Below are 24,928 nucleotides of genomic sequence, written 5' to 3' on the forward strand. Positions count from 1 at the left end.
TCATCGCTAATCCCCCGCTACCGTTATGACGGCGCAATCTTTAATGGGTTGCGCCCTCGCCTCGCATTGCTAGTATAACGCGCTGACCGCCTTGCTAAAATGGACCAATGCACTCATGAGCCAACAGTTTCAACTTTTGCGCGAGCGACGCTTTTTGCCTTATTTTATTACTCAGGCACTGGGCGCCTTTAACGACAACGTTTATAAAAACGTATTGGTGATCATGGTCGCGTTTGCCTCCGCAGATCAGCTCCCTATGGATGCCACCTTATTCATCAATGCGGCTGCCGGGCTGTTTATTCTTCCCTTTTTCTTGTTTTCAGCGTTTGCCGGTGAGCTTGCCGATAAACACGATAAAGCGTGGATTATGCGACGAGTAAAGTGGCTGGAAGTGCTGATTATGTCTTGTGCAGCCGTCGCACTGTATGTCCAAGCGTGGATCGTCCTCTTGGCTCTCTTGTTTTTAATGGGCACTCAATCGGCCTTTTTCGGTCCGGTGAAATATGCGCTGTTACCGCAAACCTTGAGTGATAAAGAGCTGGTCTCTGGCAATGCGTTGGTAGAAACGGGGACATTTTTATCCATTCTGCTCGGGACATTATTAGCGGGCTTTATCGCCCATCATCCTGATTCCAATCTTATTGCGGGGATTGCGGTACTCGTCTTTGCTTTACTGGGGGTGCTCTCCGCTCATGCTATCCCCCCCGCACCAGCAGGTAACCCCGGACTCAACTTACGCTACAAACCCGTATCACTGATGCGGCAAACCTTGCGCTTTGCGCGTAAAGATAAGGTAACCCTGCAAGCGATACTAGGCATAAGCTGGTTTTGGTTTTTAGGCGCAAGTTATCTCACACAATTTCCGAAATACACGGCACTGCTCGGGGGCGGTGAAACAGGTGTCTCGTTTTTATTGACGCTATTTTCGATTGGGATCGCGGTCGGCGCATTATTGTGCGACAAACTCTCTGGCCATCGTATCGAACCTGGGATTGTGCCATTGGGTAGTATCGGTTTAACGGTGTTTGGACTGCATCTATTTTTTGCTACTCCGGCCAACCCAACACCTCACGCCGATTTGCTCGCTTTTGTCACCGACCCGGCGTTAACTTGGGTGTTTATTGATCTGCTGATGATCGGCGTTTTTGGTGGCATATTTATTGTGCCCCTGTATAGCTTGATGCAACAACGCGCCGATAAAGCCGCACGTGCGCGTGTGATTGCCGCGAACAATATCTTTAATGCCTTGTTTATGGTGGCCAGTGCCATACTGGGGATCACCATGTTGGTGGTCGTTGAGCTCTCGATTGCGGAATTTTTCCTGTTGCTCACCTTACTCAATCTGGTGGTCGCGCTTTACGTCAGTAAGCTCGTGCCTATTTTTGCTCTACGCTTTTTTACCTGGATGATCACGCACACCTTATACCGTGTGACGCACAAAGATCTGCACCATATTCCCGACAAAGGGGGCGCACTGCTGATTTGTAATCATGTCAGTTATATGGATGCCCCTTTACTCGCGGGCGCCTGTCATCGCCCTATACGCTTTGTGATGTTTGAAGACTTATACAAGATCCCGGTTCTCCATTGGTTTTTCCGCACCTCAAAAGTGATCCCCATTAGTCATCGTGGCCGCACAATTCGTACCGCGATGAATGAGATCCAACGTGCGCTGGATAATGGCGAAGTCGTGCTCATTTTCCCTGAAGGACACCTTACTTATGATGGGGAGGTTGATCAGTTCCGCCGGGGTATGGACATGATATTGCAACGCTCACCGGTCCCCGTAGTGCCCCTTGCATTGCAAGGATTGTGGGGCAGTTACTTCAGCCGCCATGGCGGCAAAGCGATGTTAAAGCTTCCAAAACGGTTTTGGTCTAAGGTGACGGTTGCCGCCGGGCCAGCGGTTGAACCTGAGCAAGCAAATGCTGACTATTTGCGTGATGAAGTGATTCGCCTCCAAGAAGATAACGCTTAACCCTTCATATAAGCTTGCGCCCATTGGGCCAAAGCGTGACGAGACGGTTTGATTTGGCCGTCTTGTTGCGTCTCAGGCCAACAAAGGTAATGTGCCGGGCGCTGATACGGCGCCAGTGAGGCACAATGCTCGGCCAATATTTGGGGCGAAAAAGGGCTCGCGCTCTGCACAATGGCTAGTGGGCGATGACCGAATTCGCGATCGACAATCGGGACAACCATCGCTTGCGTCACGCCTTTCAACCGCTGTAAATGCGCTTCGATCGCTTCAGGTTGAACATTCTCGCCGCCGCAAATAAATTGATTATCTAGACGTCCGACAATGCGTAGTACCGACACCGCCTGCTGGGTCTGCCAACGGCCGAGATCCCGCGACGCAAGGCCTTGCTCGGCATCTAAGCGGTGTAGCTGGCCCGCTTGCCAATATCCCAAAGCTAACGTCTCACCACGATGGATAATCTCACCATCGTCACGTATCTGCACATCACGATAAGGCAGCGGCGCGCCGACATCATCTTGACCATCGGCACGCTTTAACGTCACGGTTGATGCCGTTTCCGTCATACCATAGCCGCACCAGCAGGCAATGCCCATCGCTTCGGCGTCTTGGGTTAAAGCAGTAGGGATCGCCGCACCGCCTAATAATACATGGGCCAAACGCCGTGGTTCGGCCTCGTCCTTCAATGCGGGCAAGACGCGATAGAGCTGGGTTGGGACCAGTGATGCATGGGTCACCCGTTTTAACGCATTGACTAAGTGCTCGCCTCGACACGGATAAATGCCAAGCTCCCCCCCGGCTAACAACCAACGCCACACAATGGCAAGACCAGAGACGTGATAAAGCGGTAAAGAAAGCAACCAACGATCCGGCGTTTGAGAGGCACGGACGCCTGTAAACGGTAGCCGCTTGATCAGACCGGCAGCACTGGCAAGATGCTGACGCGCGCCGTGTACCACCGCTTTGGGCGCGCCAGTCGATCCTGACGTCAAGGTAAGGGTTAACGGCATGTCGATATGCCAAGGCGCCATATTGCGTGCCGATTGCGCGTCAGGCACCGATTGGTGAGCGTGGGCCCATTGAAAAGGACCTAGATTATCGAGCACTGCCGTTTGTACATCCGCACTTAATGCCTGATTTAATACCAAGGTTTGTTTACCGGCTTGCCAAGCAGCCAACAAGGTGACCACCAAAGACTGCAGGGCATCGTGGCTATTTAATACCACCACTGGCGCATCATTGAACGTCCGCTGCTGGGCATCGACTAAAGCACGCAACGCCTGCCATGTGAGGGGGGTCTCGCTATCTATCGCGATGGCATCAGGCGCGTCAACCGCCCAGTAACGCCACGGCCAGGTGTTAAAAGCAAAGCATGGCGACGTCACAAGGTATTGACCCAAATTAACGGCTGGTCATCGAGTGGAATCAAAGGCTGATTGGCGCCAGGCCAGGTTCGATCCAGCTGTTGTTCAAACACGCCCAAGGTATCGAGCCCAGGCACAACATTCGGGGTGAGCGAGCTGGCAACGCGCGATAATTGCGTCAGTCCCAAGCTGGTTTCAAGTGATGAGCTAATGACGGCTATTTTACCGAGTGCGTGTGCGCGTGTAACGGATTGATTCACCTGCGCGAAATCACCCATCATTGTTGGTTTGATCACCCAAGTCCTTACATGATCACTTTCTTTTAACCCTGTGTCGTCGCTATCTCGCAAGGTTTCATCCCATGCTAATGGCACCCCTAATGCCTCTGCTTGAGCAAGAGACTGATAAGGATCACGACAGGGCTCTTCAATCCAGCTTATTCGCGCTTGATGCGCCTGACTCAGACCACACCAAAAGGCCGCAAGTTGTTCAGGCCGCCAACGACGATTGGCATCAAGACGCAACTTAAGGTGAGGAATGGCATCGAGCAACGTGGTCACCATTAAGCGATCACGCGCCACTTCATACTCACCCACTTTAACTTTGGCTTCATCGGATGGATCATCCGAGTGCGGGCCACCCGACACATGTCCCAGTGCGGCGAATAGCGCGTCCGGATCCCCGGTACACACGGGCACCGTCTGAAACGAGGACGGGGTCGGCAAGCGTTGATCCAACTCCGCTTGGGCAATGCTTAACCCCCATGCAACCGAAGGTGGCAATTGGGGCATGGCGATATTACGGTGATCACACCAAACAGCGGTTGCGGCAATCAGAGCGTGCCGTGCTTCGGCGAAGGTTTCCTGACTAAACCCAGGCAAAGGGGCAATTTCGCCCCACCCGCGTTGTGCACCTTCGCTTAATTCCACCACCAAGCCTTCACGCTGGGTTAAACGCTGGTCACGTAAAAATAGACCGGCAGTGACCGGCAAGGTGTATTGATATATCCGTGCCTGTCTCATAAAGACCTCTATGGATTGCGTGGGAAACGATCAAACTCTGGCCGACGTTTCTCGTTAAAGGCATTTCGCCCTTCTTGCCCTTCGTCGGTCATGTAAAACATCATGGTGGCGTTGCCGGCTAATTCTTGAAGCCCTGCTTGACCATCGCAATCGGCATTGAGTGCCGCTTTTAAACACCGCAATGCCATTGGGCTATGCTGCAGCACTTCGCGACACCAGCGTACGGTCTCTCGCTCGAGCTCGTCCAAGGGCACCACTGTATTGACCAGTCCCATGTCCAACGCTTCTTGCGCATTGTAAAAACGGCAAAGGAACCAGATTTCACGCGCTTTTTTCTGCCCCACAATCCGCGCCATATAAGAAGCACCCCAGCCGCCGTCGAAACTGCCTACTTTGGGGCCTGTTTGACCAAATTGGGCGTTATCGGCCGCGATGGTTAGATCACACATCATATGCAGAACATGACCACCACCGACAGCATAACCGGCAACCGCGGCAATTACAGGTTTGGGACAGGTGCGGATCTGACGCTGGAAGTCGAGCACATTCAGGTGATGAGTGCCTTCGTCGTCTTGATAGCCGCCATAATCACCACGTACCGATTGATCGCCCCCAGAGCAAAATGCTTTTTCGCCTAAACCGGTCAGAATGATCACGCCTACTCGGCTGTCATAGCGCGCATCAGCGAGCGCTTGCATCATTTCTTTAACGGTTTGCGGACGAAACGCATTACGAACCTGAGGGCGGTTAATGGTGATACGCGCAATACCATCGGCGGATTTGTGATACAAAATATCGCTAAACGTTAGCTCAGTCGGCATCCAGTCAATGGGTGCATACAGTTCTTGTTCGGTCATTCCCGGCGTTACAGCCATGGCTTTCCCCTTAATTGGTTGATGGGGTACAAGGCCCCGAAAATTGGAAGATAAAAATCGTTACGCTGATAACCGGTCGTTATCTGATAGCACCTGCACAAACGACGACGGATTGGCCCAATGACAATTATGTCCCGCCCCTTTTATCAAAGTGAAGGGGATCCCGGTTGTGCGCTGTAGCGAGTGGGCCAACGAGATAAACTTAGGATCTTGCTCCCCACAAAGGTAGTCAATCGACAACCCTTGTCGCAACGCATCACCTAATGCGGGACGCAGATCAGCTTGCCGACCGAGCGATGTGGCATCGAGCATAGCGGCAATCGCGGGCCCATGGTTGTCACCACGCACTGTCATCAGTTTGGCGCGCTGCGTCGCATCAAGGGATTGAAACACCGATTGCTGATACCAATCGTTTAATACCATCGAGAGCGGCTCATGCGTAAAGCGCTGAGCCCAGGCTTGATCGTGGGCCAACCGTTGATGACGTTCATGGCGATGCAGTAAACCAGGGTGTCCCGCTTCGAGGAATACGCCCTGCCAACGAGCTGGATACGCGGTGGCTAAATGCATCGCGATGCGCGCACCAAGCGAATACCCCACTAAATACGCTGGCAGATTCCCCCACACCTGGTCACAGGTCTGGCGCACCGCGTCGACAGTAGTGGCAAAATCAACGCTTGGACAATCAACACTGTCACCATGGCCGGGTAAATCAAGACAGAGCCAGTGACAGGCTTTTAAGCGCGAGGTAACACCTTGCCAATCTTGTTGACTCCCCAGCAAACCGTGCAAAAAAACCACCTTGGGACCGTCCACCTTGCCCCCCTGCTGATACCCCAGCATCACCCCTCCTGCGCTGCCATATTGGCAAGTTGCTCTGTTAAGATTTTCCCCGCTTCACCCGCGGGCGTCACCACTTCAATCACATCAGTCCCTGGTGTATTAAACGCTTGGACGAGCGCAGCAGCGAGATCAGATTCGCAGGTTGGTTGTTGATAGTTCAAGGAAAACTGCGCGGCAACCTGCTCAAAGCGCAGACCGTGCGGCATGCGATAATAGGCGTCACAAAGCTGCGGATCGACTGGCAAGGAATCAAAAATGCCGCCGCCATTGTTATTGAGGATAAGCATGGCTGCCGGGGCAGCCGTCTCACGCCATAGCGCAAGACTATTAAGATCGTAAAGCGCGCTCGTGTCGCCAAGCACCACCAGCATCGGCTGACGTCGGCATCGCTGAACGCCTGCAGCGCAGGCAAATAGCCCGTCAATGCCTGACGCACCGCGATTGGCAAACACCGGATAGGCGCCAAGTTGCGACCAAATATCCGCCAAACGAATCGCTAGGCTGTTGCCGATAAAAATATCGACGTGCTCGGGAAGCATCGTGGGTAATTGTTGAAATAAGCGGTGCTCTGACAGCAATGAGGGAGAGAGCCTGTCAGTCGCTTTCTCCATCTGTGCTCTCGCCTCATTCGTCAATGTTTGTTGCCAAACAAGGGGCGAGTCCGCCGACGAAGTGAGCCCTTCAGACGTTGAGCACGCCGCACGCACCTGGTCAGTCAGTGCATCAAGCCATAACGACCAGTGGCGCTTGTCGACAACGCACTGTTCAACCGCCCGATGATGAGGGTCAAGTGGCTGCGCGTTATCCGTCACCAACCAATATTGCGCCGAGGTTTGCGCCAACCATTGTCCCAAGCGTTTTGACACTAAACGCCCGCCGAGCTGGATCACCCATTGCGCCTGAGACAACTGCGCCTGCAAGTTGGGATGGTTTAACCAAAGATCGTAGCCAGGTGCCGTGCTCGTGATGCCCGATTGCGGGTCGGCTAATACCACCGCATTCAGCGCTGTGGCTAAGCGGTTAACCGATGCTGATAATCCGTGCGGCAGCGCACCCGCCACAATCACCGTTTTTACGGGGCGATCGGGTGGCAAACTGGGCGGGAGGCTATCTCGCTCTATCGGCGTAGAAAACCGTCCATGATGGCGCGTATAGCTTTGTTGGCTTTGATACCAGTTAGCAATCGGCGCACGGATCTCAGCCTCAAGCGCTGCATCTCGTTCGCCATAGAATGGCTCTCGAAACGGGCAATTAATATGCACACTGCCACCACGTGCCGCTTGATGGGCAAGCACCTGATCCACCTTGGTCAATAAAGCACTCAGTGGCATCCCCGCGTCTGGCGTAGGTAAATCCAGTTGGGCAGTAACATGGGACGAAAACAGATCGCGCTGCACAATCGCTTGGTTCGCCCCGCAATCGACCAATTCAAACGGACGATCTGCAGACAGAATAATTAATGGCTCACCGGTTAACCCGCTCTCGACTACCGCAGGCAAACAATTCGCCACCGCGGTTCCGGAAGTGACAATCACCGCCACCGGTGCCTGTCCGGCTTTGGCTAAGCCTAAGGCAAGATAACCAAGACCACGTTCATCAAAGTGACAATGTAAGGTCACCGGACGCTGAGGGTGCTGACTTTGTTTCACGGCGGCCAGTGTGAGCGGCGTCGATCGCGATCCTGGGGCAATACAAATATGTTTGACGCCCAAGCGCGATAACTCGTCGATAAGGGTTTCGGCCCATATATGCGTGAGTGTCAGCGACATTAACACACTCCAACAATGGCGTCGTCGTGCTCTTGAGCATGACGATAAGGGAGACACTGACGCATGGTCGTCAGTTTGTTATCTAACTCATGCCACTCAGCCTCAGGATCAGAGCCGGGAACAATTCCTGCCCCCGCAAATAAATCCACCGTATTATCGGTCAATTGCGCGCTTCGGATCGCCACACAAAATTGGCTTTCACGTTGTGAAATATAGCCCACGGCTCCACTGTAACGACCGCGTGTGATCCCTTGTTCGGCGAGAAACGCGCGGGCCGTATCACGAGGAAGTCCCGCCACCGCAGCAGTCGGTTGAAGCGCGCCCAAGATCACACTGTCATCGACACCAGGACCAACGATGGCACTAATACGACGACGCAAATGCTGAAGATGACGGAGCACAATCAAATGGGGTTCAGGATCAACGGTAATCGTTAACGAATGACGCCGTAAGCCGGCAAAAATATCATCAACGACCAACTGATTCTCATGAACGTTTTTACTGTCGTTTAGCAACCACTCACCGAGATGATGATCTTCACTAAAGCTCGCGCCGCGACGTACGGTGCCCGCGACCGCTTCTGTGGTCACGCGACAATCTCGACGCCGATAGAGTCGCTCTGGGGTCGACCCGACAAAAGCGTCGTCAGGCCCCGTTGCGAACAGAAAATGGAAACTCTCGCTGTTATGTTGTTGGCTGTGGCTAAGAAGCTGTCCACCGCTCACCGCCCCGTCCAAGGTTAAACGGGTTTGCCGCGCAAGCACCACTTTTTTCAGCTCAGTGTGGGCCATGTTTGACAATGCACGCGTCACCGAGTGACACCATTGATGATGGTTTGGGGTATGTACTTCTTGACGGATTCGTCCAGCCATCGGCGCGAGGGGTCGGCCTTGCCAGATAATTTGGCTGAGAATAGCTTGGCTGTCGGTTTCAGCGATAAGATTGACACAAAGCTGCCACTGCTTATCGCGACGAATAAGCTCCACCACGGGAAGAAAGAAATCACCACTGCCTGGTGTATCATCAAACGCAACGCATCCCCAGATTCGCTGCTCGGGTAATAAGCTAGCCTGCGCCTGCTGAATTTGCGTAAACTGACGACAAGCGCCCAGTACTAGCACCTCTTCCCGGCCATCACGCGACTGCCAATAGCTTTTCGGGTAGACAGGCTGGGCGTCTAGCCACGCAATCGGTGATAAATCTCCTGGCCAAGTAAAATCGGTTTGCACCTGTGTTGGCGCTTGACTGATCGCCAACTGGCTTTGCAAGTGATTGGCCGCTTGAATCAAGGTAGTCACGACATCCTCCAACCGCCTAGGCGGCAGTCCTATTCGCAAGTCTGTACCTGCTGCTATTTATGTAGCACGTTATTCTTGCTTGTCAGTCTAACCTGTCAGGGCATAAGACAAATATGCGCTAGATCAGTCTTCGGTTAAAATTGGCTGATTTTTTGCCGACACAAGCGAAACAGCACTCGATTCAACCAATGCTTATCAAATCGATCAACCATCTTTCGAAGAGGGTGAGAAATAGTGTAAGTTACTTAAAAAGCCTAATAACAATTTTCACCTTTGATTGACAGGAAGGGTAATGCAACCAATCGGTATGTCCGCCAAGCTGGATAATGTCTGTTATGACATTCGCGGCCCAGTGATGAAAGAAGCCAAACGGCTAGAAGAGGAAGGCCACCGGATTTTAAAGCTCAATATCGGCAATCCTGCGCCGTTTGGTTTTGATGCCCCAGACGAAATCCTGGTCGATGTGATTCGGAATTTGCCGACCTCGCAAGGATATTGTGATTCGAAGGGCCTTTATTCAGCCCGAAAAGCCGTTGTACAGCACTACCAAAAGCGCGGCTTGATGGATCTGGATGTCGAAGATGTCTACCTGGGCAATGGCGCCTCCGAACTGATCGTCATGGCCATGCAAGCGTTACTGAATAATGGCGATGAGCTACTCGTGCCCTCGCCGGATTATCCACTTTGGACAGCCGCAGCATCGTTATCAGGCGGTAATCCAGTCCACTATCTGTGTGATGAGGAATCTGATTGGTATCCAGATTTAGACGATATCAAGCGCAAAATTACGCCAAAGACTCGCGGACTGGTGCTGATTAACCCCAATAACCCGACCGGCGCCGTCTATAGCCGTGACTTTTTGTTGCAGGTTGTCGAGCTGGCCCGCCAGCATAATTTGATCATTTTTGCCGACGAGATTTACGATAAAATTCTCTATGACGGGGCGCAGCATTATTCTATCGCTACCCTCGCTCCCGATGTGCTTTGTTTGACCTTTAACGGTTTGTCTAAAGCCTATCGAGTCTGTGGTTTTCGTGCCGGTTGGATGCTAGTGACCGGGCCCAAACAGCATGCGCGTGGTTATATCGATGGGCTTGAAATGCTGGCGTCGATGCGCCTGTGTGCCAACGTACCGATGCAGCATGCGATTCAAACTGCGCTCGGCGGCTATCAAAGCATTAACGAATTGATCCTGCCGGGCGGTCGATTACTGGAGCAGCGCGACAAAGCCTATGAGCTGATCAATCAGATCCCTGGTGTCAGTTGTAAAAAACCCAAGGGAGCATTGTATTTGTTTCCTAAAATCGACACCAAGCGCTACAGCATCCATAACGACGAAAAGCTGATGCTCGACTTTTTGTTGCAAGAAAAAGTCCTCATGGTGCACGGCACCGGCTTTAACTGGCAACAGCCGGACCATTTCCGGTTAGTCACGCTCCCGCGGGTGGATGATTTGGAAATGGCAATCAGTCGTTTTGAGCGTTTTCTCTGCGGTTATAGCCAAGCCACCTAACGGCTTAATCGACCTTGCGTTTATTATCAAGCAGCGGTAAAACGCTGCTTGATTCCGTTATTAAACAGTGACCATCATGTCTCGATACTGCTCATCTTGCCATAAAGCGAAAGCCATTTGCGTATGCGATGCCATTACACCAATCACCAATACAATCCCGGTGATTATCTTGCAGCATCCCGATGAAGTCTCGCACCCGAAAAACAGTGCTTGTTTACTCGCGTTAGCATTAGAGCATTGTGAGCGTTGGATAGGAGAAGATTTTAGCGAGCACCGCGCGCTGAATGAAAGGCTCGCACGGTCCCAGCGCCGCTACGCAGTGTTATATCCGGGCGAGCATGCTATCGCTCTATCATCGCTGACCAAGCCATTAGCATCAGCCAAAGAAAGCGGCCGCGAGATACCATGGGGGATCATATTACTCGACGGAACATGGAAAAAAGCTTACAAACTGTATCAGTTATCAAAGAATCTCCATGATTTACCCACAGTCAAGATTACCACCATGCCACCGAGCCAATACACCATCCGCAAAAGTAGTAAGCTAGGGGCCCTTTCGACCCTTGAGGCCGGATTTGCTGCACTGAGTGAGTTAAGTGGTGATCGTGAACATTATCAGCCCTTACTCACAAGCTTTGAGGCGATGATCGAACGCCAGCTTGCCTTTATGCCGGTATCATCCAATCATCCCCGTCCTAGCGAATAGCGTACAAAGGACCGTTGCTCGCGGCGGTAAACATGGTGCTGTGTAGCTTCTGGGCAAAACTGTCTGTCATCGACGATAAGTAATCGGCAATCACGCGCATGCCCGACTCCCCTGCGGTTTGTGCTGTTAACCAATCTTGTCGATAGTCTTTAGGCAACAGGCGCTCGGGATCAGAGGCAAAAGCGTCAAACAACTCCATCACCAATTGCTGACCTTTATACTCAACCACCTGAAGCTCAGGCTGCTTCACTACAAATTCACTGACAAATCGCTTCAGTACCTCCAGCACGCCAGCCATCACCTCGGTTAGATAGGCGTTCCAGGCTAACAAAGGAGACGTAAAGCGGTAGGTTCCATCTTGAACCGTCGGGGTCACCTCGACGGAGGTTAATAAGGTGTTGACCAAGGCTCCGATCGCATCTTTGCGCTCATACGGAGGACCGAACATTTGTTCGCTCAGTTCACCAATATTGGCTTCTAACCAAGGATCACCGCATTCAGCGATATAACTTGCCACAGCCTCTTGCCATTGTTCGCGGGTGACCAATCCCATCACAATTGCATCTTCCAGATCATGGACACCATAAGCGATGTCATCCGCTAACTCCATAATGGAGCAATCCAACGACTTATAACGCGTCTTGCGATGCTGGTCAGCAGGCGTGTTGTCTCTGAACGTCAAAAATAACGCCCGATCGGCGGCACTGAACGGCTCAAGTACCCAGTTTCGGCGTACACTGTCATGATCATAAATACCTTTAGCAGGTTGCCAATCACGCGCTTTAAGATGACGAAAGTCGCTGACAGGCGTTGGCTGTGAACCATTGTGTGCGGCGCTGATAAACGCGGGGTATTTCATTACGCCCAGCAAAGTGCGACGCGCCAAGTTCATGCCATGATGTTGGGTATAAGGTTCAAGCAGCGTCACGGCCCGAAATGTCTGGGCATTGCCTTCGAAGCCACCGTCGTTTCGCATCATATAATTTAATGCCACTTCACCACCGTGCCCGTATGGCGGGTGGCCAATGTCATGGGCAAGACATAAGCTTTCCATCAGCCCAGTGGACGGTAAAAGTGGCCGAAACTCAGGCTGTCTTTCTTTAAGCTGCGCAACAATGCCGGTGCCAATTTGTGATACCTCGAGCGAGTGGGTTAAACGGGTGCGATAAAAGTCGCTATGCTCAGCCCCCAACACCTGTGTTTTGGCTTGTAAGCGACGAAATGCGGCTGAATGTAAAATACGCGCACGGTCACGCTGATAAACGGTACGCTTATCGTGACGGCGCTTCTTGTTCTCATTGCTCATCTGGCGTGTTTGCCAGGTATCTGGTAGTTCAAAATCCATCGTCACTGATCTCATCCAGCGATAAGGTGAAGCTATCCACGAAGGTGGCCATAAAGTAATCGGTGGCTGGCGAACGACGCTTTTCTAGTGATGCTTCAAGTCGCTTCTTGGCTTGCTCAAATTCATGATTACCGGCGGCGATTTCTTCCAAACACTTTAAGTAAGCACATAAAATATCCGCTTGTTTCACCAACAAATAATCATCTGGATCAATATGGTCTGAATCAATTAACCCGCTGTATTCATCCTGCAGCTCTGGCGGCAGCATGGCGATCAACTTTTTCTCCGCCATTTTCTCGATTTTTTTATATTCAGCGGCAATCGACGGATTAAAGTATTTGACCGGGGTGGGTAAATCGCCTGTGATGACTTCGCTACAGTCATGAAACATCGCCAGTACCGCAATACGTTCTGGCTGGTACTGCCCTTCAAAACGTTTATTGTGAATAAGCGCTAAGGCGTGGGCGACAAACGCGACTTGTAAACTGTGTTCAGAGATATTTTCGACGGAAACATTGCGCATCAAAGGCCAACGGTAAATCAGCTTCATCCGGGCAAGATGAGCAAAAAAGTGACTTTGTTTGTGAGTCATTGCGTCCTGCTACTTTCCTACAACCAGATTTCATTGTGTGCATTCCGGCCGGCAGACACAAGGATTATTCGCGCAAAGACGGTGACGTCTTTGCGCTGAACTCTCCATCACTATGACGACACGTTAATCCGGTCGCGGTTTTTCTCCAATGTCGATGCGCCAATGCCTTTTACTTCGACTAAATCGTCTGGTGAGGCGAACTTTCCGTGTTTCTGGCGATAGTCGACGATGGCTTTCGCTTTGGCAGGGCCAATACCGCGGAGCTGCTCTGAGAGGATTTGTACACTGGCAGTGTTAATATCCACCGAGCGCGTCTCAACCTGTTCAGAGGACTGAGACGCATCTTGACTGGCGCTTAGCACAGTGGGCGCAGTCACCAGTGCCAACACAAATAGAATACTGGATAGTAGGTGTTTCATTTTTGATCTCCATGTCATCAATATCGCCGACACGGTAAATCACTGCTTGCGCCTTTTCATGTCCCCGCAAACAGAAAAACGACGCAGGACAAAATCCTAGCGTCGTTTTTCTATTTTCACACAAACGAATGCGAGAGACGTCTAACTCTCTGCGATCCTGTTAAGCGCTCACGCTGAGCGCTTTCTCGCGTTTAAACGCTCACTGCTCTCGCTTATTGTTGTGCGTCAACCTCTGCATAAGTCACATCCACTTGCTCACGCAGCGCTTCGAGTGTGGCAGACAAAGACATATTGCTCATCGCACGTGCAACGCGATCGGCCATTTGGCTTTGTGGGCTAATGTCTGGCATCGCAGGGTTAATCACGTTATCCAGCGCAACCACCACAATATCGCCCTGACGGTTCTGCGTCACCCCATAACTTGCGCCTGTTTCGTTAGGCTGAGGCAACGAGAAAGCGAGCTCCGACACCGCTTGCTGCTGAGAAACACGATTGATCACTTGCGCATCACTGAACACATAATCACGCTGATCTAGCGTACCGGTCTGCTCAAGTTGCGCGACCAATTGGTCCGCTTTTTCTTGCGCCTGCTGACGGCCTTTTTCTACCGCGAGCGTCGCCTGCACTTGGTCTTTTACTTCGGCAAAACTCAATTGCTTTTCAGGCTTCACATCGTCGAGACGCACCACAATCGCGTGCTCACCTGACAGCTCAATCAGCTCAGAGTTAAGGCCATTTTCACGCACATCATAGCTATCAAGCGCTTGCTGGATTTGAGGGCGCGCCATTAAGCCTTGGGCATTATCGAGCGCAAAGTAATCCGTAAACTGCACCTTCGCATTCACCGCCTCTGCGGCTGGCTCAAGGCCATTCGCCTCTTCAAACGCTACTTCAGCCAGTTGCGTTGACTGTGCATAGAAACGATCCGCCGCTTGCTCTTGTTGCAGAGCAAGACGAATGTCGTCTTTTACGTCAGACAATGGCGTAACATCGGCTGGGTCAATATCATCTAAGCGAATGATATGATAGCCGAAATCAGATTTAACTAAGCCACTAATATCGCCTTTTTGCGCCAGTGCGTAAGCGGCTTTTTCAAACGCAGGATCCATCACACCGGGTTCGATCCAATCCAATGATCCGTTTTGCTCGGCACTAAAGGTGTCATCAGAAACTTCCTTGACCAAGGTCGCAAACGCTTCACCTTGCTTGAGGCGATCTAACGCTTGTTGAGCACGAGCTTTGGCGTCGTCTCCTATTCCTTCAATTAAGATGTGGCTAACCTTACGGCGCTCTTGTGAGCCATACTGAGATTGGTTGTCTTGGTAGTAAGTGGCAATGTCTTCATCCGTGACTTGAATGTCACTGGCTAGCCCTTCACCGGTTAATTCCACATACGCGACTTTCACCATACGTGGTTGAATATAATCATCACGATTCGCTTGGTAATAGGCTTCCAGCTCCTCATCCGTTAACGACACCTGGTTGGCAAAGTCCTCAACTGGCAAGGTTAAAGTGCGCACTTCACGGCTCTGTGCTTCGAGACGGTATAAGCTTTCCAGTTCGCTAGGTAATACGAATGCAGTTGTTTGTAAGCCATTGACCAACTGCTGGCGCATTAAATCCGTGCGCATATAGTTAGCAAATTCATCTGCACTCATACCGGTTTGACGCAATGCCGCTTGATAACGCTCGTTATTAAACTGACCCGCCTGACGGAATTGAGGCATGGCACGGATCGCCGCTTTCACTTGTGCGTCACTGACGCGTAATCCTAATTCACTGGCTTCGTGCTCTAAAAGCAAGTCATTCACCATACGATCAAGAATATTTTGGCGAAAACGTTTTACGTATTCGGGGTTACCGAGAAGCTGATTGAATTGCTCGCCCGCTTGTTGCTGCATACGTGCACGCTCATTTTGATACGCGCGATCCAGTTCCGCTCGGCTAATTTCTTTATCACCGACGGTTGCAGCAGGCGGTGTAGATCCACCGGCCAGATAACTACCGACACCGGCAAAAGCAAAGGAAAAGATAATAAGGCTTAAAATGATCTTAACCGGAAGACTATTGGTGCCTTCGCGTATACGTTCCATCATAACGGGCCGGTACTCCAACTGGTTTGGACTGGTTGTTTTTCAACTAAAAAGGCGCATCTTTTGATGCGCCTTTACGCTCTTGTGCACCGAATTATACGCGGTTGTTAGTGGCTTTGCAGCTCCAACACCCTGTCAAACGCGAATAATTCGGCACGACCTCACGTGATAATTACTCGTTTACCGCGTCTTTTAACGCTTTACCGGCTTTAAAGCCCGGTACTTTTGCAGCGGCAATATCAATTTCAGCACCGGTTTGCGGGTTGCGTCCCTTACGTGCGGCACGTTCGCGCACTGAGAAGGTACCAAAACCGACGAGTGCGACTTGATCACCTGACTTGAGTGTGTCAGAGACAGAGTCTACGAACGCATCCAGTGCTCGCCCCGCCGAGGCTTTAGAAATATCAGCACTCTCTGCAATATGATCAATCAGTTCCGACTTATTCACTTTTTCATCCCCTTAAATAACTTCTCCGCAAATCCTATGCGCATTGCGGTTTCAATAACAGACGCTTTGTCGACGCAAGACGTTGTAAGCAACTGCCTGCCCCATGCAGACAGTACGCCAGAGCAACGTTAGCGAGCAAAAAAAACGCTGACAAGCCTTTTGCGGTCTGTCAGCGTTTTACGTTGCTTAATTTTGCTGCATGTCACTCTTTTCAGCGTCAACCAGCTCAATCCCAAGCGGATTATTCACTAATGCAATGGTTAACACGTCATCAATCCATCGTACTGGATGAATCGATAATTCTTCTTTCACATTGGCTGGAATGTCTTCCAAGTCACGCTCATTTTCTTTTGGAATCACCACCGTTTTGATCCCACCGCGCCGTGCCGCTAGCAGCTTCTCTTTCAATCCACCAATCGGAAGCACTTCGCCGCGCAGCGTGATTTCGCCAGTCATCGCTACGTCGGAGCGCACTGAGTTACCCGTGAGGCTTGAGACCAAAGCTGTACACATCGCGATGCCCGCGCTGGGGCCGTCTTTCGGTGTCGCACCTTCTGGAACGTGCACATGGATGTCACGCTTTTCATAGAAGTCGCTATTAATCCCCAACTTATCGGCTCGGCTACGCACCACTGTCATGGCCGCTTGCACCGATTCTTGCATCACATCACCCAATGAGCCGGTATGTGTCAGTTTACCTTTACCAGGCATGGACTCGGTTTCAATCGTTAACAGATCACCGCCCACTTCGGTCCAAGCGAGACCGGTAACTTGACCGATACGATTTTGCTCATCGGCTTTACCATAATCGAAGCGACGCACACCCAAATAGTCGGATAGATTGTCATTGGTTACCGTGACTTGCGTTAGGTCTTTATCGAGCAAAATTTCTTTAACCGTTTTACGGCACAGCTTAGAAATTTCACGCTCTAGATTACGCACGCCCGCTTCACGAGTGTAGTAACGAATAATGCCGATAATCGCCGAGTCTTCGATAGTGATCTCGTGCGGCTTCAAACCATTCCGTGAAACTTGTTTATCCACTAAATGACGCTTGGCAATATTCAATTTTTCATCTTCGGTGTAACCCGATAGACGAATCACTTCCATCCGATCCAACAATGGGCCAGGGATATTCATCGAGTTCGATGTTGCTACAAACATTACATCAGAAAGGTCATAGTCCACTTCTAAGTAATGATCGTTGAAGGCGTTATTTTGTTCGGGATCCAACACTTCTAACAACGCAGAGGAAGGATCGCCACGCATGTCGGAGGAGACTTTATCGATCTCATCCAACAAAAATAGTGGGTTACGCACGCCAACTTTTGACATTTTCTGGATCAATTTACCGGGCAACGAACCGATGTAGGTACGACGGTGACCTCGGATTTCCGCTTCATCGCGAACCCCGCCCAGTGCCATACGGGTATATTTACGTCCCGTCGCCCGAGCGATAGATTGCCCCAAAGACGTTTTACCGACCCCCGGAGGGCCGACTAAACAAAGAATCGGACCTTTTAGTTTTTTCATCCGGTTTTGAACCGCAAGATACTCCAAAATCCGGTCTTTGACACGCTCAAGGCCGTAATGATCGGCATTCAATACTTCTTCAGCGCGCGCTAAATCTTTCTTCACTTTCGAGCGTTTCGCCCAAGGTACGCTGATCATCCAGTCAATATAACTGCGTACCACTGTGGCTTCGGCAGACATCGGCGACATCATTTTAAGCTTTTGCAGTTCTTGCTCGGTTTTTTCCCGTGCTTCCTGCGGCATTTTTGATTCTTCGATTTTCTGCTTCAGCGTTTCAAACTCATCCGGCGCATCGTCTAGCTCACCCAGTTCTTTCTGGATGGCCTTCATTTGCTCGTTGAGATAATACTCGCGCTGGCTTTTTTCCATCTGTTTTTTGACGCGACCACGGATCCGCTTTTCGACTTGCAGCAAGTCAATCTCAGATTCCATCATCGTCATCAGATATTCTAGACGCTCGGAAATATCAACAAGCTCAAGAACTTGTTGCTTATCTTCAAGCTTAAGCGGCATATGGGCCGCAATGGTATCAGCGAGACGGGCCGCCTCTTCAATCCCATTTAGCGACGTCAGTACTTCCGGCGGAATCTTTTTATTGAGCTTAATAAAGCCTTCAAACTGGCTGATCGCCGTCCGTACCAGAACTTCTTGCTCGCGCTCATCCAAACTTGGCGTGGTTAGATAATCAGCTTGCGCGGTGAAGAAATCGTCTTCACTAAACTGGTCAATACTTGCACGCTGCATCCCTTCGACCAGAACTTTTACCGTTCCGTCTGGAAGTTTAAGAAGCTGTAGGATGGTTGCTACCGTACCAACGGTATATAAATCTGAGATACTTGGGTCATCGGTTGCCGCATCTTTTTGCGCCACCAATAGAATCTGCTTATCGTTGTCCATCGCCGCTTCAAGGCAGCGTATCGACTTTTCCCTTCCCACAAAGAGCGGGATCACCATGTGAGGATAAACCACCACATCCCGAAGTGGCAGCACCGGAATGTCAATGCGCTCGGAACGCTCCAAGTTCATATGCTTCTCTCTTCCGTTCAATCTGATTAAGAGTATATGGGGTCTGTTGGACAGGTTTCAACGGCTCAACCGTCAGAAAATAAAAAAGGGAGTGATAACTCCCTTTTTTCTTTATCGCTGATAAAACAAGTGAAAGCGTTATTCACCGCCTGCGGCTTGATTCTCAGTGTGTTCATACATCAATAGAGGTGCGGATTCGCCTCGGATCACTGAGTCATCAATGACGACCTTGGTCACCCCTTTCATGGATGGCAGATCATACATAGTATCTAGCAGCACAGATTCCACAATCGAACGCAAACCTCGTGCACCTGTTTTGCGGGTCATCGCTTTTTTGGCGATCGCACGTAGGGCGTCATCACGGAACTCAAGCTCGACACCATCCAGCTCAAGCAGCGCGCTGTATTGTTTGGTGATGGCATTTTTTGGCTCACGCAAAATCTGTACGAGTGCGTCTTCATCAAGCTCTCTAAGCACAGCAGTCACTGGCAAACGGCCGATGAACTCAGGGATCAGGCCATATTTAACCATATCTTCTGGTTCTACTTTGCCGAAGAACTCGTCGACTGACCGATCAGTCGCGCCTTTTACTTGCGCGCCAAAACCAATGCCAGAGCCGGTATCAACACGCTGCTCCACCACTTTGTCTAGTCCTGCAAACGCACCACCACAAATAAATAGAATTTTCGAGGTATCAACCTGGAGAAACTCTTGTTGTGGATGTTTACGCCCACCTTGTGGCGGGATCGATGCAACCGTTCCCTCGACCAGTTTAAGCAGGGCTTGCTGTACGCCTTCGCCAGAAACATCACGGGTAATCGATGGATTATCCGATTTACGTGACACCTTGTCGATTTCATCGATATACACGATGCCGCGCTCTGCTTTAGCGACGTCGTAGTCACACTTTTGCAGCAGCTTTTGGATGATATTTTCGACGTCTTCACCCACATAACCGGCTTCGGTTAATGTCGTTGCATCAGCCATCGTAAATGGCACATCCAAGAAGCGGGCGAGAGTTTCAGCCAGCAGTGTTTTACCACTCCCTGTGGGGCCAATCAGCAGGATATTACTCTTACCTAGCTCCACGCCCTCGGCGCTTTTATCGCCGTTTCGCAAGCGTTTGTAGTGGTTGTATACCGCAACCGAAAGCACTTTTTTAGCTTGCTCTTGGCCAATGACATAATCGTCCAGATGCTCGCGAATTTCGCTTGGCGCAGGTAAAGAATCACCTTCACGCTTCGGCATCACTTCTTTGATCTCTTCACGGATAATGTCATTACATAGGTCAACACATTCGTCACAAATGTAGACCGATGGCCCAGCAATTAACTTGCGAACTTCGTGTTGGCTCTTACCACAGAATGAGCAGTAAAGCAGCTTTCCGCTTCCACCGTCTTTTCGCTTGTCTGTCATTCGCTAACCTCTTTGGGGCACTTGCCCGTCGTTGCCTTATGTTGAGTTTACAACAAATCGGCCACTTTTTCCGACCCAACAACCATCAAGCCTTGGCTAATGAGCGAAGTTTGTCTCATTTCAACGCTCTGCGGCGAATTGGGTTTAGTCTCGTTGACTCAATACGGCGTCAACTAAGCCATAGTCCACCGCTTCTTGCGCCGCCATGAAATTATCACGGTCAGTATCGCGCTCGATCACTTCCATCGGCTGGCCAGTATGTTCAGCCAATATAGTGTTGAGACGGTGCTTCGTTTTGATCATTTCCTGCGCATGAATTTCAATATCAGACGCCTGGCCTTGGAAGCCCCCTAGCGGCTGGTGAATCATCACGCGCGAGTTTGGTAAACAATAACGCTTACCTTTGGCGCCACCCGCAAGCAGGAAAGAGCCCATCGAACAGGCTTGGCCTGTACATAAGGTGCTCACGTCCGGTTTAATAAACTGCATGGTGTCATAAATCGCCATCCCCGCAGTCACCACGCCGCCTGGTGAGTTAATATACAGATAAATGTCTTTTTCTGGGTTCTCAGATTCCAAGAACAGCATCTGCGCCACAATCAAGTTCGCCATTTGGTCTTCCACTTGCCCTGTCAGGAAGATAATGCGTTCTTTGAGTAGGCGAGAGTAAATATCGTAAGAGCGCTCACCGCGCGAGGTTTGTTCCACCACCATAGGGACAAGGGCGTCCGTAATGGGTGGCATGGCATTTCTATCTTGATGGCTCATAACGTAATATCCCTAATCGAATTTGTTATCACTCTTGCCTTAACCAAGGTTTAGCACAAAATGCTGTAACAGGTCACTAAAATCTTATATCGGTGTATGCAGCTTGATGATCCATCGAGAGTTTTTACTTAAAAACAAGGCTCTCTAACGTCGATTGGTTTCATCACCATTGCGACCAATAGATGGAAAAAATGGCCCGAATGACAAGTCATTAGGGCCATTGTAAGCAGATACGTTTACGCAGTGTCAATAAAACACAGACGTTTTTTAATCCGAATTACGCTTGCTGAGAAGCGTTCATTAGATCACTGAAACCGACTTCAGCTTCAGTAACGGTTGCTTTTGCTAATAACGCATCGATCGCTTGCTCTTCAAGCGCAACGTTACGCATATTTTCCATCAGCTTCTCGTCTTTTTCATAGTAAGCGACAACTTCTGATGGGTCTTCATACGCAGACGCCATTTCTTCGATCAGTGCTTTAACGCGCTCATCATCGGCTTTAAGCTCTTCAGACTTGATCACTTCGCCAAGCAGCAGGCCGACGCTAACACGACGCTTCGCTTGCTCTTCAAATAGCTCACGCGGTAGCTGAGAAGCGCTATCCATGTTGCCACCAAAACGTTGTGCCGCTTGCTGACGCAATGTGCCAATTTCTTGGTCAATCAAGGCTGACGGTACGTCGATTTGGTTTTGCTCAACCAGACCGTCCAGTACTTGTTCTTTTACCTTGTTTTTGATCGCTTGCTTGAGTTCGCGATCCATGTTTTTGCGTACTTCCGCTTTCAGGCCTTCAACACTGCCATCTGCAATGCCGAAGCGCTGAACGAATTCTTCTGTTAGCTCGGGTAGCTCTTGCTCTTCTACTTGATGCAGTTTAATCGCGAACTGAGCCGCTTTGCCTTTCAAGTTTTCAGCATGGTAGTCTTCAGGGAAGTTCACGTCGATGGTGAATTCTTCGCCCGCTTTTTTGCCGACAAGACCGTCTTCAAAGCCTGGGATCATGCGACCCTGACCCATTTCTAGCTGGAAGCCTTCGGCTTTGCCGCCTTCAAATTCTTCACCGTCGATGGTGCCGACGAAGTCCAGCGTCACACGGCTGTTATCTTTCGCTTCACCTTCTGCTTCTACCCAGCTCGCTTGTTGCTTGCGCAAGGTGGTGAGCATTTCTTCAACGTCGCTTTCTTGTACGTCGGCTTTTGGCTTTTCGACGCTGATCGCGTCTAGGCCTTGTAGCTCAACCTCTGGATACACTTCAAAGTCAGCTTTAAATACCAGATCTTTTCCTGCTTCGTTCTCTACAGGGGTAAAGGTTGGTGCGCCCGCTGGGTTCACTTTTTCCTGGATCATCGCTTCAATAAAGTGACGCTGCATCACTTCGCCCAGCACGTCTTGACGCACGGTATCACCGTACATACGTGACACCATTTTCAATGGCGCTTTACCTTTACGGAAACCATCAAAACGACGATTCTTAGCGATATTGCGTAGCTCTTTAGTGACTGCATCATCGATATTGGCAGCAGGCACTGTGATGGTCATTTGGCGCTTAAGGCCTTCGGTGGTTTCAACGGTAACTTGCATTATAAATTTAACCTCAAATTTACTCAGGGGTACTGAGTGATGTTTACCAGTTTGACTGGTGGCATCATCCGAGCTATGAGTCCGTCATAGCCCCTGCGAATCCGGATACACGCAATTGGCGTATCGAGCTATCTCATCCGAGACTGAAAATTAAGACGCGCTATTATAGCGGCACCCGTCAACTGAGTCGAGACAAGGGGCAACCGATGGCGTTTCAATATCGAAATTGGGGTGATATCTCACAATTCAACCGCGTAAGATCACAGATTTTACTGTTTTATGCGCGATTGATTATTTTCAGAGCACTCAGACAAGGCAAATACGGGGAGACGCATAAGAATGGCGCGCCCTACAGGATTCGAACCTGTGACCCACGGCTTAGAAGGCCGTTGCTCTATCCAACTGAGCTAAGGGCGCAATAACGATATGCAGCGTGGATTATAAAGCGACGTCAGGTCCCGTCAACGCTTTTCCCTAAAATGTTGACCTAGTTGCTCAAAACCGCGCCATTTTATTGTCAATCACCGTCTATCGCTTTTTTGGGCCACTTTGCCAACCTAATGACGCGAAGGGCTAGACAATGACGTGATATTCTCTCTCAATAGGATATCTGGCATATTCCGCCATCAAAACCAAAGCAAACGTTTGCGTAATAGCTTTTAGCCGCGATTTTTGTCACAATACTGACGAATATTGCTTTAGCCAAAGGATAGTTATGGCCGCACAATTGATTGATGGAAAGCTGATCGCGCAAACGGTGCGTCGTGAGGTCGCTGCACGCGTCGCCGCCCGCACAGAGGCAGGTCGCCGCGCACCTGGTTTAGCCGTTATTTTGGTCGGCTCGGACCCTGCATCACAAGTTTACGTGGGGAGTAAACGCCGAGTCTGTGACGAAGTCGGATTTGTATCACGCTCCTATGACCTCCCAGCCTCTTGCTCACAGCATGAGCTACTCTCGTTGATTGACACTTTGAATGACGATGACTGCATTGATGGTATTCTCGTTCAACTGCCGTTGCCGGCTGGGATTGATGCCACGTCCGTATTGGAACGAATCCGCCCAGATAAAGATGTAGATGGTTTTCATCCTTTTAATGTGGGCCGCTTGTGCCAACGTATGCCGACACTACGCTCGTGCACGCCGAAAGGAATTATTACTCTTCTCGATCGTTATAATGTACCGCTACGTGGTAAACATGCTGTGGTTGTGGGAGCATCCAATATTGTCGGTCGCCCGATGACGTTGGAGCTGTTGCTCGCCGGCTGCACCACCACCACCTGCCATCGATTTACCCAAGATTTAGAAACGCATGTTCGACAAGCCGATGTGCTCGTGGTTGCGGTCGGTAAACCTAAGTTCATCCCTGGCGATTGGATAAAACCCGGGGCAATCGTGATTGATGTGGGCATCAACCGCATGGATGACGGTAAATTAATCGGGGATATTGAGTACGATGTCGCGTATGAAAGAGCCAGTCATATCACCCCTGTACCTGGCGGGGTCGGCCCTATGACAGTCGCCACCTTGATTGAAAACACACTCATGGCGTGCGAGCAGTATCACGACGTTGGCTAGCATCACAAGGTGGCGAAGTCAATTTGATTGGCTTTCACACATTGATTTCGCCCATCTTTTTTGGCCTGATACAACGACCTATCGGCACGTTCTACGACGCGTAAGTCGCTTAGCATGACGCTTTTATATCTGAGTTATTGATCCGTAACTCGGTTTGTTGATTGAGTATTTTGATTAAAAGGATACAGCGTTTTTCGCCGTCTTTTTCTTTAAAAATCGCTTCAGCCCCAGCAAACTGGCCACTCTCAACGGTTACTTTTTGACCAGACTTAAAGCCTTGATACAGTAATTCTCGTTGCTCATCACTGTCTTCCATCATCATCAAATGTTGAATTAATTGAATATCGACGTGGATCGGCTTCGCACCTTGGCGAACAAAATCAACAACGCCACGTGTAGAGCGAACAGACGTGTATTGAACCGATTCAGGATCAAAACAAGCAAAGATGTAATTCGGAAAGAGCGGTTCTTCAACTTGCCGGTATTTGCCTCGACGCAACTTTTCGACTGTGACTATCGGGTAGTAACAGTCCACGCCTTGCCGCTTCAAGTTTTGTTCCGCACGTTGTTGTTCCGTGCGTTTACAATAAAGTAAATACCAATGTTTCATGCCGATCTGTCCCTGATATCTATCGAAGGTAAGGTAACAACCCATCCAGAGCGACGTGAGTATACGGATGTAAATCATCACCAGCAAGCAGAGCGGGACGTGCATCGCTTGAACTGGTGATATGGAGATGACGGGACACCACAATCATTGATGGC

20 protein-coding genes and 1 tRNA gene are annotated in these 24,928 nt (G+C 50.4%); 4 read left to right on the forward strand and 17 right to left on the reverse strand.

Annotation, left to right across the window (positions count from 1 at the left end):
* The first annotated feature begins 115 nt into the window (after positions 1-115).
* The gene (locus tag BZJ21_RS05470; protein WP_077646351.1) at positions 116-1,978 is read left to right on the forward strand and encodes an MFS transporter; all 1,863 of its coding nucleotides are present in this window, start codon (positions 116-118) and stop codon (positions 1,976-1,978) included.
* Here BZJ21_RS05470 and BZJ21_RS05475 read toward each other — a convergent pair.
* The 6 genes from BZJ21_RS05475 to BZJ21_RS05500 are packed head-to-tail and all read right to left on the reverse strand — an operon-like array spanning position 1,975 to position 9,146.
* Positions 1,975-3,360, reverse strand: a complete 1,386-nt coding sequence (locus tag BZJ21_RS05475) for an AMP-binding protein (RefSeq protein ID WP_077669314.1) — start codon at positions 3,358-3,360, stop codon at positions 1,975-1,977. The two genes, BZJ21_RS05470 and BZJ21_RS05475, sit on opposite strands and share 4 nt — an antisense overlap.
* The gene (gene menC / locus BZJ21_RS05480) at positions 3,357-4,361 is read right to left on the reverse strand and encodes an o-succinylbenzoate synthase (RefSeq protein ID WP_077669315.1); all 1,005 of its coding nucleotides are present in this window, start codon (positions 4,359-4,361) and stop codon (positions 3,357-3,359) included. Before menC ends, BZJ21_RS05475 begins: the two co-directional genes overlap by 4 nt.
* Before the next feature lie 8 nt (positions 4,362-4,369).
* Complete coding sequence (gene menB, locus BZJ21_RS05485; protein ID WP_077576286.1) at positions 4,370-5,236, reverse strand: 1,4-dihydroxy-2-naphthoyl-CoA synthase; 867 nt, start codon at positions 5,234-5,236, stop codon at positions 4,370-4,372.
* Between the two features lie 60 nt (positions 5,237-5,296).
* Positions 5,297-6,079: a 2-succinyl-6-hydroxy-2,4-cyclohexadiene-1-carboxylate synthase gene (gene menH, locus BZJ21_RS05490; RefSeq protein ID WP_077669316.1), complete on the reverse strand. Its 783-nt coding sequence runs from the start codon at positions 6,077-6,079 to the stop codon at positions 5,297-5,299.
* Complete coding sequence (menD, locus tag BZJ21_RS05495; RefSeq protein ID WP_077669317.1) at positions 6,079-7,848, reverse strand: 2-succinyl-5-enolpyruvyl-6-hydroxy-3-cyclohexene-1-carboxylic-acid synthase; 1,770 nt, start codon at positions 7,846-7,848, stop codon at positions 6,079-6,081. The genes menH and menD overlap by 1 nt, the downstream gene beginning before the upstream one ends.
* Positions 7,848-9,146, reverse strand: a complete 1,299-nt coding sequence (locus BZJ21_RS05500; protein ID WP_158075506.1) for an isochorismate synthase — start codon at positions 9,144-9,146, stop codon at positions 7,848-7,850. The genes menD and BZJ21_RS05500 overlap by 1 nt, the downstream gene beginning before the upstream one ends.
* A 292-nt stretch (positions 9,147-9,438) precedes the next feature.
* On the opposite strand from BZJ21_RS05500, the gene BZJ21_RS05505 reads away from it, so the two are divergent.
* Both BZJ21_RS05505 and BZJ21_RS05510 read left to right on the forward strand, forming a co-directional pair.
* Positions 9,439-10,659: a pyridoxal phosphate-dependent aminotransferase gene (locus BZJ21_RS05505; RefSeq protein WP_021022257.1), complete on the forward strand. Its 1,221-nt coding sequence runs from the start codon at positions 9,439-9,441 to the stop codon at positions 10,657-10,659.
* Between the two features lie 76 nt (positions 10,660-10,735).
* Entirely contained in the window at positions 10,736-11,365 is a 630-nt protein-coding gene (locus BZJ21_RS05510; protein WP_021022256.1) for a tRNA-uridine aminocarboxypropyltransferase, read from the forward strand.
* Here the strand turns inward: BZJ21_RS05510 and BZJ21_RS05515 are convergent.
* The 10 genes from BZJ21_RS05515 to BZJ21_RS05560 form a co-directional block, all read right to left on the reverse strand.
* Positions 11,355-12,710 carry an anti-phage deoxyguanosine triphosphatase gene (locus BZJ21_RS05515; protein WP_077669318.1) on the reverse strand — a complete coding sequence of 452 codons (1,356 nt, stop codon included), beginning with the start codon at positions 12,708-12,710 and terminating at the stop codon, positions 11,355-11,357. The genes BZJ21_RS05510 and BZJ21_RS05515 overlap by 11 nt on opposite strands.
* Entirely contained in the window at positions 12,700-13,302 is a 603-nt protein-coding gene (gene yfbR, locus BZJ21_RS05520) for a 5'-deoxynucleotidase (protein WP_021022254.1), read from the reverse strand. Before yfbR ends, BZJ21_RS05515 begins: the two co-directional genes overlap by 11 nt.
* A gap of 110 nt (positions 13,303-13,412) precedes the next feature.
* Positions 13,413-13,721 carry a ComEA family DNA-binding protein gene (locus BZJ21_RS05525; RefSeq protein WP_021022253.1) on the reverse strand — a complete coding sequence of 103 codons (309 nt, stop codon included), beginning with the start codon at positions 13,719-13,721 and terminating at the stop codon, positions 13,413-13,415.
* Between the two features lie 212 nt (positions 13,722-13,933).
* Positions 13,934-15,817: a peptidylprolyl isomerase gene (gene ppiD, locus BZJ21_RS05530; RefSeq protein WP_077669319.1), complete on the reverse strand. Its 1,884-nt coding sequence runs from the start codon at positions 15,815-15,817 to the stop codon at positions 13,934-13,936.
* Positions 15,818-15,986: 169 nt separating this feature from the next.
* Positions 15,987-16,262, reverse strand: coding sequence for a nucleoid-associated protein HU-beta (gene hupB, locus BZJ21_RS05535; RefSeq protein ID WP_077460346.1), 276 nt, complete (start codon positions 16,260-16,262; stop codon positions 15,987-15,989).
* A 186-nt stretch (positions 16,263-16,448) separates the two neighbouring features.
* Entirely contained in the window at positions 16,449-18,821 is a 2,373-nt protein-coding gene (lon, locus tag BZJ21_RS05540) for an endopeptidase La (RefSeq protein ID WP_077460345.1), read from the reverse strand.
* 138 nt (positions 18,822-18,959) lie between these two features.
* A complete protein-coding gene (gene clpX, locus BZJ21_RS05545) occupies positions 18,960-20,237 on the reverse strand; it encodes an ATP-dependent protease ATP-binding subunit ClpX (protein ID WP_021022249.1) in 1,278 nt (425 codons plus the stop codon).
* Positions 20,238-20,381: 144 nt separating this feature from the next.
* Complete coding sequence (gene clpP, locus BZJ21_RS05550; RefSeq protein ID WP_021022248.1) at positions 20,382-21,005, reverse strand: ATP-dependent Clp endopeptidase proteolytic subunit ClpP; 624 nt, start codon at positions 21,003-21,005, stop codon at positions 20,382-20,384.
* A 277-nt stretch (positions 21,006-21,282) separates the two neighbouring features.
* Entirely contained in the window at positions 21,283-22,587 is a 1,305-nt protein-coding gene (gene tig / locus BZJ21_RS05555; RefSeq protein ID WP_077460344.1) for a trigger factor, read from the reverse strand.
* A gap of 340 nt (positions 22,588-22,927) precedes the next feature.
* A tRNA-Arg gene (locus tag BZJ21_RS05560) sits at positions 22,928-23,004 on the reverse strand.
* Positions 23,005-23,302: 298 nt separating this feature from the next.
* Here BZJ21_RS05560 and folD point away from each other — a divergent pair.
* Positions 23,303-24,163, forward strand: coding sequence for a bifunctional methylenetetrahydrofolate dehydrogenase/methenyltetrahydrofolate cyclohydrolase FolD (gene folD, locus BZJ21_RS05565; RefSeq protein WP_077460343.1), 861 nt, complete (start codon positions 23,303-23,305; stop codon positions 24,161-24,163).
* 109 nt (positions 24,164-24,272) lie between these two features.
* Here folD and rfaH read toward each other — a convergent pair whose 3' ends face one another.
* Positions 24,273-24,773, reverse strand: coding sequence for a transcription/translation regulatory transformer protein RfaH (rfaH, locus tag BZJ21_RS05570; protein WP_077669320.1), 501 nt, complete (start codon positions 24,771-24,773; stop codon positions 24,273-24,275).
* Positions 24,774-24,928 lie beyond the last annotated feature (155 nt).

This window comes from Salinivibrio costicola subsp. alcaliphilus (assembly GCF_001996185.1).
GTDB classification, from domain to species: Bacteria; Pseudomonadota; Gammaproteobacteria; order Enterobacterales; family Vibrionaceae; genus Salinivibrio; species Salinivibrio costicola.